The organism is Thioalkalivibrio sp. ALgr1, from assembly GCF_000378285.1.
GTDB lineage: Bacteria > Pseudomonadota > Gammaproteobacteria > Ectothiorhodospirales > Ectothiorhodospiraceae > Thioalkalivibrio.
Genome location: NZ_KB905132.1, coordinates 122,291 through 136,319 on the forward strand (window position 1 = coordinate 122,291; position 14,029 = coordinate 136,319).

The 14,029-nt window shown below is 65.9% G+C and carries 16 protein-coding genes and 1 tRNA gene; 8 read left to right on the forward strand and 9 right to left on the reverse strand.

Annotated elements, in window-relative coordinates; genetic code table 11:
- Window positions 1–10 precede the first annotated feature (10 nt).
- Window positions 11–436, reverse strand: a complete 426-nt coding sequence (gene dksA, locus F466_RS0100580) for an RNA polymerase-binding protein DksA (protein WP_012983659.1) — start codon at window positions 434–436, stop codon at window positions 11–13.
- A gap of 141 nt (window positions 437–577) precedes the next feature.
- Here dksA and F466_RS0100585 point away from each other — a divergent pair, with 141 nt between their 5' ends.
- The 3 genes from F466_RS0100585 to murU are packed head-to-tail and all read left to right on the forward strand — an operon-like array spanning window position 578 to window position 3,050.
- Window positions 578–1,375: a phosphodiesterase gene (locus F466_RS0100585; RefSeq protein ID WP_018174904.1), complete on the forward strand. Its 798-nt coding sequence runs from the start codon at window positions 578–580 to the stop codon at window positions 1,373–1,375.
- A complete protein-coding gene (locus F466_RS0100590) occupies window positions 1,372–2,358 on the forward strand; it encodes an aminoglycoside phosphotransferase family protein (RefSeq protein WP_018993210.1) in 987 nt (328 codons plus the stop codon). The genes F466_RS0100585 and F466_RS0100590 overlap by 4 nt, the downstream gene beginning before the upstream one ends.
- A complete protein-coding gene (murU, locus tag F466_RS0100595; RefSeq protein WP_012983662.1) occupies window positions 2,358–3,050 on the forward strand; it encodes an N-acetylmuramate alpha-1-phosphate uridylyltransferase MurU in 693 nt (230 codons plus the stop codon). Before F466_RS0100590 ends, murU begins: the two co-directional genes overlap by 1 nt.
- On the opposite strand, the gene F466_RS0100600 is transcribed toward murU, so the two are convergent.
- The 3 genes from F466_RS0100600 to F466_RS0100610 are packed head-to-tail and all read right to left on the reverse strand — an operon-like array spanning window position 3,035 to window position 4,929.
- The gene (locus F466_RS0100600) at window positions 3,035–3,523 is read right to left on the reverse strand and encodes a DsrE family protein (RefSeq protein WP_012983663.1); all 489 of its coding nucleotides are present in this window, start codon (window positions 3,521–3,523) and stop codon (window positions 3,035–3,037) included. The two genes, murU and F466_RS0100600, sit on opposite strands and share 16 nt — an antisense overlap.
- A gap of 40 nt (window positions 3,524–3,563) precedes the next feature.
- Window positions 3,564–4,376, reverse strand: coding sequence for a hypothetical protein (locus F466_RS0100605; protein WP_012983664.1), 813 nt, complete (start codon window positions 4,374–4,376; stop codon window positions 3,564–3,566).
- The gene (locus tag F466_RS0100610; protein WP_012983665.1) at window positions 4,369–4,929 is read right to left on the reverse strand and encodes an RNA polymerase sigma factor; all 561 of its coding nucleotides are present in this window, start codon (window positions 4,927–4,929) and stop codon (window positions 4,369–4,371) included. The genes F466_RS0100605 and F466_RS0100610 overlap by 8 nt, the downstream gene beginning before the upstream one ends.
- Before the next feature lie 144 nt (window positions 4,930–5,073).
- On the opposite strand from F466_RS0100610, the gene F466_RS0100615 reads away from it, so the two are divergent.
- Genes F466_RS0100615 through F466_RS0100625 form a run of 3 tightly spaced genes read left to right on the forward strand, consistent with a single transcriptional unit; the run spans window position 5,074 to window position 7,978 of the window.
- On the forward strand, window positions 5,074–5,517 hold the full coding sequence (locus F466_RS0100615; RefSeq protein WP_012983666.1) for a hypothetical protein: 444 nt from the start codon (window positions 5,074–5,076) through the stop codon (window positions 5,515–5,517).
- Between the two features lie 2 nt (window positions 5,518–5,519).
- On the forward strand, window positions 5,520–6,956 hold the full coding sequence (locus F466_RS0100620) for a glutamate--cysteine ligase GCS2 (RefSeq protein ID WP_018649104.1): 1,437 nt from the start codon (window positions 5,520–5,522) through the stop codon (window positions 6,954–6,956).
- Between the two features lie 8 nt (window positions 6,957–6,964).
- A complete protein-coding gene (locus F466_RS0100625; protein WP_018993211.1) occupies window positions 6,965–7,978 on the forward strand; it encodes a M14 family metallopeptidase in 1,014 nt (337 codons plus the stop codon).
- Between the two features lie 43 nt (window positions 7,979–8,021).
- Here F466_RS0100625 and F466_RS0100630 read toward each other — a convergent pair whose 3' ends face one another.
- The 5 genes from F466_RS0100630 to F466_RS0100650 form a co-directional block, all read right to left on the reverse strand.
- Window positions 8,022–10,253 carry a hypothetical protein gene (locus F466_RS0100630; RefSeq protein ID WP_018993212.1) on the reverse strand — a complete coding sequence of 744 codons (2,232 nt, stop codon included), beginning with the start codon at window positions 10,251–10,253 and terminating at the stop codon, window positions 8,022–8,024.
- Between the two features lie 209 nt (window positions 10,254–10,462).
- Window positions 10,463–10,672 carry a hypothetical protein gene (locus tag F466_RS0100635; RefSeq protein ID WP_018138909.1) on the reverse strand — a complete coding sequence of 70 codons (210 nt, stop codon included), beginning with the start codon at window positions 10,670–10,672 and terminating at the stop codon, window positions 10,463–10,465.
- A gap of 139 nt (window positions 10,673–10,811) precedes the next feature.
- Window positions 10,812–10,888 (reverse strand) — tRNA-Met (locus tag F466_RS0100640).
- A 60-nt stretch (window positions 10,889–10,948) separates the two neighbouring features.
- The gene (locus F466_RS0100645; RefSeq protein ID WP_018138908.1) at window positions 10,949–11,254 is read right to left on the reverse strand and encodes a ferredoxin; all 306 of its coding nucleotides are present in this window, start codon (window positions 11,252–11,254) and stop codon (window positions 10,949–10,951) included.
- 54 nt (window positions 11,255–11,308) lie between these two features.
- Complete coding sequence (locus F466_RS0100650) at window positions 11,309–12,043, reverse strand: YdiY family protein (RefSeq protein WP_018138907.1); 735 nt, start codon at window positions 12,041–12,043, stop codon at window positions 11,309–11,311.
- Here F466_RS0100650 and F466_RS0100655 point away from each other — a divergent pair.
- Window positions 12,042–13,334: a (Fe-S)-binding protein gene (locus F466_RS0100655; protein ID WP_081616975.1), complete on the forward strand. Its 1,293-nt coding sequence runs from the start codon at window positions 12,042–12,044 to the stop codon at window positions 13,332–13,334. The genes F466_RS0100650 and F466_RS0100655 overlap by 2 nt on opposite strands.
- 55 nt (window positions 13,335–13,389) lie before the next feature.
- Entirely contained in the window at window positions 13,390–14,028 is a 639-nt protein-coding gene (gene coq7, locus F466_RS0100660) for a 2-polyprenyl-3-methyl-6-methoxy-1,4-benzoquinone monooxygenase (protein ID WP_018138905.1), read from the forward strand.
- Window position 14,029: the final 1 nt, after the last annotated feature.

A 14,029-nucleotide genomic window follows, 5' to 3' on the forward strand; every position in this document is an offset into this window, starting at 1 on the left:
TGCCTACTGCCTACTGACCGAAGCGCGCCTCGTTGCGTTCATGGGCCTCCTGGGCCGCCACGCTCAGGGTCGCGATCGGACGAGCCTCCAGGCGAGCGATACCGATCGGTTCGCCGGTCTCCTCGCAGTAGCCGTACTCGCCCAGATCAATACGCGCCAGGGCCGCATCGATCTTGTTCAGCAGCTTGCGGTAGCGATCGCGCGTGCGCAGCTCCAGCCCGGCATCGGCCTCGTGAGTCGCGCGGTCGTTGGGGTCCGGTTCCTGCCAGCTCTCGGTGCGCAGGTGCTCGAGCGTCTGCTCGGACTCCTCGATCAGTTCCGCACGCCAGGCCTCGAGCTTGGCGCGAAAGTAGTCCAGCTGACGCGGATTCATGTAGGGTTCGTCCTCGGACGGACGATACCCGGACTCCAGGATAGTTTCGGCTTCTTGGCTCATATCGGCCCCTCGCCGGACCGCCTTCCGACCCCATGTCGGAACGGACCCGGCACGACGACAGGTACACCCGATCCAGTATAGGGCACTTCCCCACGCGGACGGCAAACGCCGCGCAACAATCGCAGGACTTCATGGGAACCCATGCACACCATGAGCACCACGCAGCGCCTGATCCAGATCAGTGACACCCACCTGGGCCGCGTGCCCGGGCCGATCCGGGCCGGCTATCCGGACAGCGACACCCAGCTGGAACGAATCCTCGGCGCCCTGCCCCGGGAGCCGGCGGCGGATGCCCTGCTCCTGAGCGGCGATCTGGCCGAGGATCCGGAACCGGCGACCTATGCTCGGCTGGCGCGACTGCTGGGCAGCCGGCGCGAACCGATGCTCGCACTCGCCGGCAACCACGACGATTGCCAGACCCTGCGCACCGCCCTGGAGCCCGAGACCTGTCAAGTCCATGGCGAGAGAATGCTGGGGCCCTGGAAGCTGATCGGCCTGGATTCCAGCACACCCGGCGAGGCGGCCGGGCGTCTGGACGCGTCAGAGTGCGAGCGCCTGGAGAAAAGCCTGTCGGCCGACCCGGACCGCCCCACCGTCGTCGCCCTGCACCATCCGCCAGTGGCCATCGGCAGCGCCTGGATGGATCGCCTGGGGCTGCTGGATCCGGACGCGCTGTTCGCGGTGCTCGACCGCCATCCGCAGGTGCGCGCCTGCCTGTTTGGTCACATCCACCAGGACTTCCGGGCCCGGCGGGGTGCGATCGAGTTCCTCGGAAGCCCGTCGACCTGCGTGCAGTTCACGCCGGGCTCCGAAGAGTTCGCCGTGGATGCGGCCCTGGACGCCGGCTACCGCATTCTGGATCTGCACCCGGATGGGCGATTCGATACGCAGGTGGTCCGCGTACCGGGGACCCGCATCGCCATGGAACCTTCGGCATGAATACGCCAGACGCCCGCGCCCAGTCCTTGCAGCACTGGCTGGACACCCTGCCCGGGGCGTTCGAGGACCTGCGCCTGCTGCGGGCGGATGCGAGCTTTCGCCGCTATTTCCGAGCCCGTCGGGACGGGGTGTCGGTCGTGATCATGGACGCCCCGCCCGAACGCGAGGCAACCGAGCCCTTCGTACGAATCGCCCGGCTGCTGGAGGGTCTGGGGCTGCGACCGCCCCGGGTACTGGAACACGAGCCCGACTCGGGCTTTGTGCTGCTGGAGGACCTGGGGGACCGCACCTTCACCCGGGCCCTGGCCGAGGGGGCGAACGAATGGCCGCTGTACCAGCGCGCCCTGGATACGCTCGCCACGCTCCATCAGCGCTGGCCCGAGCAAGGCCGCGCTGATCACATCCCCCCCTATGACCGCGAGCGTCTGCTGGCAGAGACGGCCCTGTACGCGGACTGGCACTGGCCACGGCTGCGGGGTCACGCCATGCCGGAGGCCATGCGTGCGGAGTTCGACGCCGCCTGGCACCAGGTGCTGGAGGCCCTGCCAGGTCTCCCGGACACCCTGGTGCTACGCGATTTCCATGTCGACAATCTGATGCTGCCTCCCGGCGACGAGCAGGCCTGCGCGCTGCTGGACTTTCAGGATGCGGTGATCGGCAGTCCCGCCTATGACGTGGTCTCGCTGCTGGAAGACGCTCGCCGCGAGGTCTCGGCCGAAACGGTCGCCCGCGGGCTCGAACACTACCTGGCGAACGCGGACATGCCCCGCGCGTCGTTCATGGCGCACTATCACGTGCTGGGCGTGCAGCGCACGGTGAAGATCCTGGGCATCTTCGTGCGCCTGGCCGAACGCGACGGCAAGCCCCGCTATCTGGAGCACCTGCCGCGCCTGCACCGACTGCTGGAACGGGGCCTGCGCCACCCCGAACTGGGGCCGGTCGCCCGCTGGTTCGCTGCCCATGCGGCCAGGGAGCACGCCTGATGCGCGCGATGATCCTGGCCGCCGGACGCGGCGAGCGCATGCGCCCGCTGACCGACCATTGCCCGAAGCCACTGCTCCCGGTCGCCGGACGCCCGCTGATCGCCTACACCCTGGAACGCCTGGCCCGGGCCGGCTACCGCACGGTGGTGATCAACACCGCACACCTGGGCGCACAGATCCGCGAAGCGCTGGGGGCCGAGTACGCAGGCACGCGACTGTTGTACTCCGAGGAACCGGAGGGGGCGCTGGAAACCGCGGGGGGCATCCGCCAGGCCCTGCCGCTGCTGGGCGACGGGCCGTTTCTGGTGGTCAATGGCGACGTCTGGTGTGAGCACCCGCTCCACCCTCCCGCCCAACAGCCGCTCGCGGAAAGCGGCCCGCTTGCGCACCTGGTGCTGGTGGACAACCCGCCGCACCATCCGCAGGGCGACTTTCGACTGTCCGGCGGGCGGGTATCGCTGGATACCGGCACGCCGCTGACCTTCAGCGGCATCGGCTGGTATCACCCCGCGCTGTTCGCGGGCCTGCCCGAAGGGCGCCGCCCGCTGGGACCCTTATTGCGCGAGGCCATCGGCGGCGGGCGGGTGAGCGGAGAGCGCTACAGGGGGGACTGGCGCGACATCGGCACCCCCGAACGCCTCGCGACGCTGGAGGCGGACATCGACCGAAGTCGGGATCACGGCTTGATGTAGGTGTAGCCCGCGCGCTGCAGCCGCGTCAGCTCGCCAATGCCCGAGGACACACGGTCCTTGGGCTCGGCATCATGCAGATCGTCCAGCTCGATCCCGCGCTTGTCCAGGGTGTTGCCGCAGACGAGGAACCGCACATCCTGCATCTTCAGGGTGTCCACAGTACTGCGAAGGTCGGGGTCGTCCTTGGCGTGCTGCAGCAGACTGACCCCGCCACCGTGCATCACGACCTTGATCTCCAGACGATCCACCGCACTGCCGTCGATATGGTTCTGCAGGTTGCGCAGGGCATTGAGGTGCAGAGCCGGATCATCGGCATTGATGTGATAGACCACCTGCAGTGTGTCGTCGGCATCAGCGGTCTCGCCGCCGTCTCGCTCGAACGAGAACAGGGCCCAGGTGACCCCCAGCGACAGTACGAAAAGCGCCCCGGCCAGGAACCAGCCGGGGCGCGCAAGAAACGAGAGGGGGTTCATCGCCAGGCCGAACCCTCGGGATGACCTGCGACTGGCGCGATCATACCTTGATGTAGATCCAGCCTTCGGCCTGACGGCGCGCGGCCTCGGCTACGCCGGAATCGATCCGTTCGGCCTGCGGGAGGATGTCCACCGTGCCACCCTCCTCGCGGGCCAGACGATCGAGGGTCTGGGTGCAGGCCGTGAAACGCAGGCTCGCATACTCCTGGCTGAGCGCCGCAACCCGCTCGGGATACGGAGCCCGGTCCGTGCGCAGGAAATCCATCGCGTTGTTGTGCACCACGACCTGCACGTTCAGCTCGCGACCATCGGCCGCCGCGTCGCGGTACATCGCCTCGATGTCGTCCAGCAGCTCGGCCATGGATTTCGGGTCGGCCTCGTTGATATGCAGCAGGATCTGGTCAGTCTCGGTCGCCGCGACGACCTGCGGCGCGGAACCATCGGCCTGATCGCTACCGGCAATCAGCGCCGTCTCGCCGGCATCACCACCGATCCAGGCGGTTGGTTCGCCACTCCCGAGGAATCCGGCGTCGCGCGTAATCTCGTAACCCGCCAGGGACCCCAGCACGAGCGCCACCACCCCGGCCGCCATCGACGGGAACCAGTGGGTACGTGATGATCGGGAGATACGACAGCGTCCGCCGCCTGACTGGGCCGTGGGAAGGTCCTCGTAGGCCATGCCCACCAGCTCCTTGAGCTGGTGCATATCGCAGACCTCTCGGCTCAGGCGCTCGCTGGAGGAGATCAGCTTCAGTGTATTGAGGCGATCCTCGGGCGAGAATTCGCCATCGACGAACGCATTGAGAATCTCCTCGCTGGGGCGATCCTGCGCATTGAGACGGTGTTCAGCCATGCCGATTCCTCACTACCTGAAGATGGGGTCCATCAGCCGCTTGCCCCTGGTCGGCCTGCTGTTCCAACAGCACCTTTTTCAGTTGCGCCCGAGCCCGGCTCAGGCGGCTCATTACGGTCCCGATCGGCACATCCAGCACCTCCGAGACCTCTGCGTATGCGAACCCCTCCAGGTCCACGAGCGACACCACCTGTCGGTGATCCGCGCTCAACTGCGCCATCGCACGGTGGACATCCGACACCATCCGGTTGCGTTCGGTCTGCATCTCCGGACAGTCCTCGCAGGGCAGCTCCATGCTGTCCACGTCCACCGTATCCTTCTGCCGCCGTCCCCAGTCCCGGTAGCAGTTGGTCATGATGCGGAACACCCAGGCCTTCAGGGCGCTCTCGTCCTGCAGCGATTTCAGCCGGGTCAGGGCCTTCATCATCGCTTCCTGCACCAGGTCGTCGGCCAAAGCGGCGTCGTGACACCAGGCAAAGGCCATGCGGTACATTTGCGGTCGAAGGTCACAGACCTTCTGGCGCAACCGCCTCTGTGCGAACCAGGTCGCCATGTTGTATTTCCTCCATCCGCAGGGCCGTACGTGCGGCCTTGCTTGTTCTTGTACCTTGTAGGACGCTACCCCACGCAGCGCTATTCCGGTCCAGGCCCTTCTCTTTGTGGCCTGCGTCCCGAATCCCCAGCCTCAGGATACCCAATGCCCTTCGATCCGCAACAACTGGAAGCCTCCTTTGCATTCGACCCGGAGACCACCCGTGACCTGCGCGAGCGCTGGTCGCGTCTGATCACGGATGCCGTCTGGGGCGACCTGAAGACCGGGACGATCGGGGCAGTACCCCGCCTGCGCAAGCGCCTGCTGGAGCTGGGCGAGAACCTGCGGTCGCTGTTGTCCGACCGCGCCTGGATTCCGCACGAGCGCGAACGCGTGAAGGGGGCGATGGCGGCCGCGCTCAACCTGCGCGACAGCCTGCAGCAGACCGACCGGGCGGCGAAGCTGCTGAACGGAGGCGAGGATTTCGCGGCCTTCGAGGCCGACTACCTGGCCTTTCGCAAGGCGCTACTGACCTTCCTCGAACAGCACGAACAGGTCTGGGGTGATCTCCTGGAAAGCCTCTACGACGACGCGCCGGACGAGGACTGACTTTGGGCCAGGAGATCGCCGACGAGCACTTCAACGCACAGGACTACGAGCGTTTTCGCGCCGCCCTGGGTCGCGAGACGGCGCTGCTGCACGAATGGCTGGAACAGCAGACGGATGGCCCCGAAGTCCCGCCACGACTCGGGTTCGAGATCGAGGCCTGGCTTTGCGATGCGGCCGGACGCCCCCTGCCGGTCAACCAGGGGGTCCTCGAATCGATGGACAGCCCCCTGGCCACGCTGGAACTCGCCCAGTTCAACCTCGAGCTCAATTCGTCGGTCTTCCAGGTAGGCCCCGGATGCTTTGCGGCGATCCTCTCGGAGCTGAACGAGACCCTGCGCCAGGCACGCCGCGCCGCACGCCACCATCAGGCCGAGCTGCTGATGGCCGGCACGCTCCCAACCATCCAGCCGGAGGACCTCGGCCTGCACCACATGTCGCCCCAGGCGCGCTACCGCGCACTGAACACGGCGGTGCTGGAACAACGTGCACAACGGCCGCTCAAGCTCGACATCGTCGGGCGCGAACATCTGCAGCACGCCCACCGCGACGTGATGCTGGAGGCCCTGGCCACCTCGTTCCAGGTCCACACGGAGACCCGTCCAGCAGTCGCCCACCGCGCCTACAACGCCAGCCTGGTGGCCAGCGCCCCGGTACTGGCCGCAGCCGGCAATACCCCGTTTGTGTTCGGCCATGATCTGTGGTGCGAGAGCCGCATCCCGGTGTTCGAACAATCGGTCGAGGTGGGTGGCTTTGCCGACAGCGCGCGCGGCCCGATCCGGCGCGTGACCTTTGGCACGGGGTACCTGCATCACTCGATCGGCGAACTCTTTACCGAGAATCTGGAGCACTTTCCGGTGCTGTTGCCGGCCAGGCTCGATGCCCCGTCGCGGGAGCTGCGCCATCTGGCCCTGCACAACGGGACGATCTGGCGCTGGACGCGCCCCATCGTGGGCGTCGACGACCGCGGCCACCGCAACCTGCGGCTGGAGTTCCGCTGTCTGCCGGCCGGGCCCACGCTGATCGACATGCTGGCGAACACGGCGTTCGCGATGGGACTGACCGAACACCTGATCCACGAATCGCCCGACGGCACGCTGGGCACACCCTTCTCGGAGGCACGCGACAACTTCTACAATGCCGCGCGCTACGGGCTGGATGCCAGGCTGCGCTGGGGACACGCGGAGCCGGAGCCGGCCCCCCGGCTGATTCGGCGGCACCTGCTGCCGCGGGCCGCCGCGGGACTCGAGCGTCTGGGCGTGGACCCCGCCGAGGCCAACAGCCTGCTCGGAATTATCGCGGCGCGCACGGCCACGCGGCAGACCGGGACCCAGTGGCAGCGCGACTGGGTCGAGCGTCATGGTCGGGACTGGTCCGGCCTCGTGCGCGCCTATCGCGGCTGGCAAAACACCGGCTCGCCGGTCCACACCTGGGGACTCTGATTCGACCCATGACCCAAGACCTTCCCGAACTCCACGAACTGCCTGATGGCTTTCTCGACGCCACCCCGCAGAACCTGTACGAGTGCGTACCGGAGCCCACCCTGATCCACCTGGAGGGGCAACGCAGCCCGGCGGTCGCGGTCGTCCTTCTGCTGCACGGCAACGAGCCCGTGGGCCTGCAGGCGGTCCAGCAGCTGCTGCGACACTACACCGGGAAGCCCCTGCCACGGGCACTGACGCTAATCATCGGCAACCCGCGCGCCGCGGCCGTCAGCCAGCGCCATCTCGACGAGCAACCGGACTTCAATCGCATCTGGCCCGGTACCGAGCAGGCGGGATCGCCGGAGGCCGAGCGCTTCGCCGAGGTCTGCCGCCGCCTGGAACAGCGCGGGCTGTTCGCCGCGGTCGATTTGCACAACAACACCGGGCGCAACCCACATTACGCCTGCATCAACCGCCTGGACCCGGCCTTCATGAACCTGGCGGCGCTGTTCGGGCGCACAGTGGTTTACTTCACGCGCCCGCGCGGCGTCGCCTCGATGGCCCTGGCGCGTATCGCCCCCTCGGTGACGCTGGAATGTGGCCCGCCGAATGACGAGTCAGGCATCCAGCACGCCTTCGAGATGCTCGACGCGGTGCTGCACCTGGATCACTTTCCGGAGCATCCGCCACGCGCCGGCGATATCGAGATCTTCCACACCGTGGCCCAGGTGCGCGTACGACCCGGGCTGCAGGCCGGGCTGGACGCCCAGCACGATGTCCGGCTCGAACCCGACCTGGACCGCCTGAACTTCCAGTTGCTCCCGGCCCGCTCGACACTGGTGCATATCCGCCCCGAGGTCGACAGCCCGCTGGTCGCGATTGCCGAGGACGGAAGCGAGGTGACCGCTCAATATCTGGAGACGCATGGCGACGAGATCCAGCTCAAGCGCGCGGCGATGCCGTCGATGTTGACGCTGGATTCACGGGTAATCGCACAGGATTGCCTGTGCTACCTGATGGAGCCCCTGGCCCTGCCTTGACGAGCGCTCTGCCCCTGACGCCTCAGGGGCAGCCCCAACATTCTTACTTCTTGCTGCTGGTCCGGCGCTTGGTCGCAGTCGTACCGGTCTTGCCGTCGTTAAGGCTGATGATCTGCGTCTTGCTGGTGCGGTGGCGGTAGATTTCGCGCAGATAGCGAATCGCCTGCTTGACGTTCTCTCGACTCAGCCGGATGTCATTGATCGAGACGAAGCTCTGCTCGTCGCTGCACATCTCGCGATATTTTTTCTCGTACATCGGTTTGATCGCGTACCAATTGGTATCAAGGATGCGCGTCGGGTTCTCGAACTCGTTGAGCATGTCGTCCACGCGCTGTTCGTCGAATTCCTCGGCCCGGATCAGGTCCAGAACCGCATGGTCGAGGGTGTCATCGAAGCGGGTCTTGTCATTGGCGAAGCAGCGCTTGATGTAGGCAACGAACAGGGTCAGGAAGTCGTCCGACAGGCAGGGGCTCTTCACCACCAGGGTGGTCAGCGACAGGTTGGCCGAGGCCCCGATGACCAGGGCGTAGCGCTTGAGCGTGGTGTTCGGGAACAGCCCGTTCAGGTGCGTCTTCAGCCGGTTCAGGTCCATGTAGGACAGCTTGTAGTCCTTGGGCAGCGACAGGATCGTGACGATAGACGAGCAGTTCTTGAAGAAGTGCAGGTCGCGCAGATGGACCGCGTCCATGCTCGACTCCTTGTACTTCTTCAAGGACTCGCGGTAGCGCGGGGCATCGATCGGCAGCAGGCTGATGCCCTCGATCGCCTCGGTCTGCTTGTTGAAATGCGGCAGATCGATGGAGCGATAAAACAGGTCATCGATATCCAGCGAACCCTGCCCGACCGGGGCCTGCTCGCCGGTCGCCACCTCGGACTCCGCGTAGGCCACGGCCACCGGCCCCGCCAGGCTCATGAAGAGATCGTTCGCATCCAGGCGGATCGTCTCGCCGATGTCGACCCCCGCACGGCGGAAGTAGTCTTCATCGTAGTCCGTGGTGACCGCCTGCGCGGTCAGGATGTTGAAGATCTGCTGGGAGATGTACTGGTTGGCGTACTTCTCCATGGCGTTGACATCGACGTTGCGGATATTGCCGTCGTCGGTCTCCTCCGCGTAGCGCATGATGTCGTTGGAGATCAGCATCATCGCGTTCCAGGGGCGGATGCGATGCATCATGTCCTCGTCGCGGGTCTCCTCGGCCTCGAAGTTGTAGGAGAAATCCCATTCCTCCGCGAGATACTTGCACAGCAGGCGCCCGGCATTGATGTGCAGCGCCTCGGACATCTCCACCCGGTTGTCCTGGATGTTCGGCAGGATGCAGATACCGGCGGCAAAGATCGGCTCGAACACGAACGAGTGGTCGCGGTTGGCCTTGTCGCGCTTTTCCAGCTTCGGGTCGAAGGTCTTGCGCATGTAGGAGTACTGTTGCGCCAGCCCGAATTCCGAGGCCATGCCGGAGCCCGTACCGCCGCCGGCGCTGAAGATGTAGAAGTACAGCCGCGACTGGTTGGCCTTGATCCCGCAGGAATCGATCAGATAGGAGTGGATGAACTTCCAGTCCTCGTTGGAGAACTGATCGGTGTCCTTGTTCAGGATGATGCGCGCCAGGTACTGGCCCAGGATCGGCGCGTTACCGGCCCCGCCGGCATGCACCTCGGACAGATCCATGATCTTCATCTTGTTGTAGTTATCGATGAAGTTGTCCTGCCCTGCACGACTGGAGAAGCGGATGCGCCCCTCGATGTCCTTGTCGAGATCGCCCAGCATCACCATCGGCTCGATCAGGAATACCGGCTTCACCGCATTGGACGGCGGCAGGTTCAGGCTCTTGCGAATCCAGCGCAGCGGCCGCATCTCCTTCTCGCGGCCACCATTTTCTTCGTTGTCCAGCTCGCGCATGTATTCCGAGCGCGCGCTGTGAACCAGCGCCGCCACATCGAGAGCGACGTTGGAGCCGCACCGGCCAACACCGATCAGGCACACGGACGGGAAGCACTGCTGCTTGTGTTCGTCGGCGGCGCTCCCCTTGGTCAGTCGCGGGAATACCGTGCTGCGCAGGTGATCGAGATTTTCGAGGATCCGGTCGAGGTCGCGCTCGGTAAAGTAGTGCGGTTCTGCGCGATCCTGGGTGGTGCGCATCGACGCGCGACTGGCACCCGCGGCCGGCATGGCCATGCGCGGCCGCGACGGTGGCGCCACGACCCCTTCAGTCAGGACGTTGTCCGCATCCTCGGGCGGGTTCTCCGGCGTGGTATCGCTGGGGTTGGACGTGGACATGCCTGTACTCCTGTATGAATCGCCAAAAATGAGCGCTGGTTCCTTGCGCCTCGCACTAAAGCATGGCAAGGGCGGGGTTTCAACCAGACAGGAGGCACGGGCCGACCGGCCACGTATGGCGGAGTATCACGCGATGCAGAAGCGTTCGACGGGCCGGCGGGTCGTCATACTAAAGACGGACGACACGGGGAAGCATCGTCCTGGAAAACTCAGCCGTCGCGCTCGACGCGCTCGAGCACCTGGGAGACATGATCACCCTTGCGGTAATTCGGCAGATCACGCTGCATGTCGGCCAGGGCCTTTTCGCGCGCCTGCTCGCTGTCATACCAGCGATAGGACTCCCAGTCGGGCCCCAGCAGGTGCGGCATGGCCATGGTGCTGCCTTCCGGCAGGCGGATGCGGATTCCGTAACGTTTCATGGAGTTCGTCCGATGTTGGTCCCAATGAGCCGGGACGGCCGGGGCGCAGTCTAGCCGAGCCCTGAAAGACCAGCAACAAACCGGCGCAGGCCCCCAGAACAAAAAAGGGGCTGCAGAAGCAGCCCCTTTCGGAAGACGGTGGTGGCTACGCCCTGATTCGAACAGGGGACCCCATCATTATGAGTGATGTGCTCTAACCAGCTGAGCTACGTAGCCACGCGGGTTGCGAATTCTCCGGAGCTGCCCGCCCAAAGTCAAGTAGATGCGCGAAGCGGGTCAGATCTGCAGGCGCTCCACCACCCGTCCGTTCTTCAGGTGCTCCTCGAGGATCTCGTCGATATCGTGCTCGTCGTGATAGGTGTACCAGACACCCTCGGGATACACGACGGCGATCGGGCCCTCGTTGCAACGGTCCAGGCAGCCGGCGGTATTGACCCGCACCTGCCCCTTGCCGTGGATCCCCATCGCCTTGGCGCGATCCTTCGCGTAGGCGCGCATCTCGGTCGCCCCGTGGTCCTCGCAGCAGTTGCCGTCTTCGCGGCAATTGGTGCAGAAGAAGATGTGGCGTTCGTAGTAGCCCATCGTGTGCTCCGTCATTCGATCAGCGCATCATAGCGCGGGGTGCGAAAGATCCGGTTACTGGAAGCGATAGACCAGACTCACGTCGGTAATGGTGTCGGTATTCTCGGTACCCGGCTCGACATCGGTGTTGTGCTTGACCGTGAAGCTGGTGCGCAGTGCCAGCCGGCTGGTCATGTCTGCGGTGAGCGAGAGGATGTTTTCAATCTCGGTGTTGTCCGAACCATAAAGGATCAGGAGTTCGTCGGTCAGGCGCGCATTCTCGGAGAAGTCCCAGCGAAAGTTGCCGCCAAAGCGTGCTACGGGTTCGCGTTCGGTGCTGCCCTCGATGCGCTGCTTGTACTGCCGCATACCGCCACCCACTTCGGCGTCCAGCTTGACGGTCTCGCGATCCACCAGTCGGCGACCGTAACCGCCAGTCAGCGAGCTCTGGTACACATAACTGCTGAACCGGTCACGCTCGTAGCGTGCAGCACCGAACAGGTAATCGTGTTCGCCCAACTTGCGATCCAGCTGGTAACTGCCGACATAGCGCTGCCCGGTCGTGTCGTCGTCTTCCTCGTGGTAGTACCCATCCAGGCGCAGCCGATTGCGCCATTCTTCCGCCGTGTGCTGCGAGCGGAAGCGGGCATTGGCCGTAGTCGACTCGGTGTTCCCTGTGGTCTTGGATGCCCCGAGCTCGATACTGGTCTCCCAGCCCTCGGCATCCCAGGCGATGGCGGGCAGGGCTGGTATGCTCACCAGCATGAACAGGGCAAGCGAGGAACGAACAGGGTGGGCAAAACGCAGCATGAAACCTCTCCCGGGACAGAGTAATGGGGACGAAACCCTAGCAAAGCCCCTCGGTGCGTCGGACCAACCGCCCCGGTTTCAGGGTCTTTCCGCGGCTGACCAGTGCGTCCACTGCGGGCTGTGCCTGCCGCACTGCCCCACCTATGCCTGGCACCGAGTCGAAGGGGACTCTCCGCGCGGGCGCCTGACCCTGATGCAGGGGCTGGCCCAGGGCCGACTGGAGCCGCAGGCGCCCCGCCTGCGCGAACACCTGGAGGGTTGTCTCGGTTGCCGCAGCTGCGAGGCCGTCTGCCCGGCACGCGTACCGTTCGGCGCATTGATGGATCGCGCACACGAGATCCTGGAGGAAAACCCGCAGGAGGACCGCCCCGCCACCGCCCGTTGGCGCCAGTCCCTGCAGGCCTCGGCTCTGCGCCACGAGTCACTGCGCGCCCTCGGTGGCATGGCCGCCCGCATCGCCCAGAAGACCGGGGTGCAGCGCTGGCTGCGCCCCGGACAGCGGTTGTGGCGCACCCTGGACCATACCCGTGCCTCGCTCGCCCCGGCGCCGCGACTGGCGGACACCGTGGCCCCGGAACACGCGGATGCCCTGCTGTTTACCGGTTGCATGGATCGTTTCTTTACCGGACCGGACCTGGAGGCCGCGCTCGCCGTACTGAACGCGCTGGGGTTCCGGGTCGCGGTACCGCGCGACCAGGTTTGCTGCGGGGCACTGGAACAGCATGGTGGGCGGCCACAGGCCGCGCGCGCCCTGCAACAGCGAAACGCAGAGGCCCTGGCCGGCGAGATGCCCGTGATCGCGCTGGACAGCGGTTGCGAGGCCACGCTGCGGGAAACTCCCGAGGGCAGTCAGGGGGAGCGCAGCATGAGCCTGACCCGGTTCCTGAGCGACCACATCGAGGCCGAACCCGCGCCTCCGACCTGGCGCGACAGCCCGGTACGCGTCGCGCTGCACCTGCCCTGCACCCTGCGCAACGTGACGCACGAGACCCGCGATCTGACCGCACTGCTACAACGGCTGCCAGGCGTCACCCTGACGGACGTGTCCGGTGCCCCGAACTGCTGTGGTGCGGGTGGCACCGCGATGCTTGCGCTTCCGGAGATGTCCGACGGGCTGGGCGCGGCCACGCTGGATGCGCTGACCGCCGATGCCCCGGATGTGATCGTGAGCGCAAACGTCGGTTGCAGCGTCCACCTGCGTGCCCTGGCGGACGACTGCGGGGGCCCGCCAATCCTCTCGCCGGCCCGCTTTCTCGCCAGTCGGCTCGGCTCCGGCCCCTCCCGGACCTGACGGCCGCAATCGCTTGCGTTACGCTTTAGTTATTCCCTGCGAAACGGGCACCACCATGCGCAAACTCAGCCCCCTGGATCACCTGATCGGCCAGGCCGATGCCTTCGTCAAGGTCGTGGCCGGCCACGCCCGCTCCACCGGCCGTCCGTCGCCCGGGGGCGACGACTGGCCGCACCTGGAAGAGGAAGACCGCCAGCTGTCGACGCGCCTGATGCGGGTCAACCATGCCGGCGAGCTTGCCGCCCAGGGTCTGTACCAGGGGCAGATGCTGACCGCGCGCAATCCACAGATCCGCGAACACCTGGACCAGGCCTCACGCGAGGAAGGCGACCACCTGCACTGGTGCGCGCAGCGTGTGCACGAACTGGGCGGCCACACCAGCCTGCTGGGGCCGTTCTGGTATATCGGATCATTCGGGCTCGGCGCCGTGGCGGGCCTGGCGGGGGATGCCTGGAGCCTGGGCTTTATCGACGAGACCGAGCGTCAGGTCGAGCGCCATCTGGACCGTCACCTGGAGCGCTTGCCGAAGAGCGACGAGACCTCCGCCCGTATCCTCGAGCAGATGAAGCAGGACGAGGTGGAACACGGGGCGCATGCGATGGCGCTGGGCGGCAAGCCACCCCCCTGGCCGGTACGCAACGTGCTGATGCCGCTCACCTCGACCGTGATGACACGCACCGCCTACTGGATCTGAG

What these genes read in the sequence shown, in the direction of transcription:
- dksA (WP_012983659.1), bottom strand. Translation starts at nt 436, where the DNA reads ATGAGCCAAGAAGCCGAAACTATCCTGGAGTCCGGGTATCGTCCGTCC.
- F466_RS0100585 (WP_018174904.1), top strand. Translation starts at nt 578, where the DNA reads ATGCACACCATGAGCACCACGCAGCGCCTGATCCAGATCAGTGACACC.
- F466_RS0100590 (WP_018993210.1), top strand. Translation starts at nt 1,372, where the DNA reads ATGAATACGCCAGACGCCCGCGCCCAGTCCTTGCAGCACTGGCTGGAC.
- murU (WP_012983662.1), top strand. Translation starts at nt 2,358, where the DNA reads ATGCGCGCGATGATCCTGGCCGCCGGACGCGGCGAGCGCATGCGCCCG.
- F466_RS0100600 (WP_012983663.1), bottom strand. Translation starts at nt 3,523, where the DNA reads ATGAACCCCCTCTCGTTTCTTGCGCGCCCCGGCTGGTTCCTGGCCGGG.
- F466_RS0100605 (WP_012983664.1), bottom strand. Translation starts at nt 4,376, where the DNA reads ATGGCTGAACACCGTCTCAATGCGCAGGATCGCCCCAGCGAGGAGATT.
- F466_RS0100610 (WP_012983665.1), bottom strand. Translation starts at nt 4,929, where the DNA reads ATGGCGACCTGGTTCGCACAGAGGCGGTTGCGCCAGAAGGTCTGTGAC.
- F466_RS0100615 (WP_012983666.1), top strand. Translation starts at nt 5,074, where the DNA reads ATGCCCTTCGATCCGCAACAACTGGAAGCCTCCTTTGCATTCGACCCG.
- F466_RS0100625 (WP_018993211.1), top strand. Translation starts at nt 6,965, where the DNA reads ATGACCCAAGACCTTCCCGAACTCCACGAACTGCCTGATGGCTTTCTC.
- F466_RS0100630 (WP_018993212.1), bottom strand. Translation starts at nt 10,253, where the DNA reads ATGTCCACGTCCAACCCCAGCGATACCACGCCGGAGAACCCGCCCGAG.
- F466_RS0100635 (WP_018138909.1), bottom strand. Translation starts at nt 10,672, where the DNA reads ATGAAACGTTACGGAATCCGCATCCGCCTGCCGGAAGGCAGCACCATG.
- F466_RS0100645 (WP_018138908.1), bottom strand. Translation starts at nt 11,254, where the DNA reads ATGGGCTACTACGAACGCCACATCTTCTTCTGCACCAATTGCCGCGAA.
- F466_RS0100655 (WP_081616975.1), top strand. Translation starts at nt 12,042, where the DNA reads ATGAAACCTCTCCCGGGACAGAGTAATGGGGACGAAACCCTAGCAAAG.
- F466_RS0100650 (WP_018138907.1), bottom strand. Translation starts at nt 12,043, where the DNA reads ATGCTGCGTTTTGCCCACCCTGTTCGTTCCTCGCTTGCCCTGTTCATG.
- coq7 (WP_018138905.1), top strand. Translation starts at nt 13,390, where the DNA reads ATGCGCAAACTCAGCCCCCTGGATCACCTGATCGGCCAGGCCGATGCC.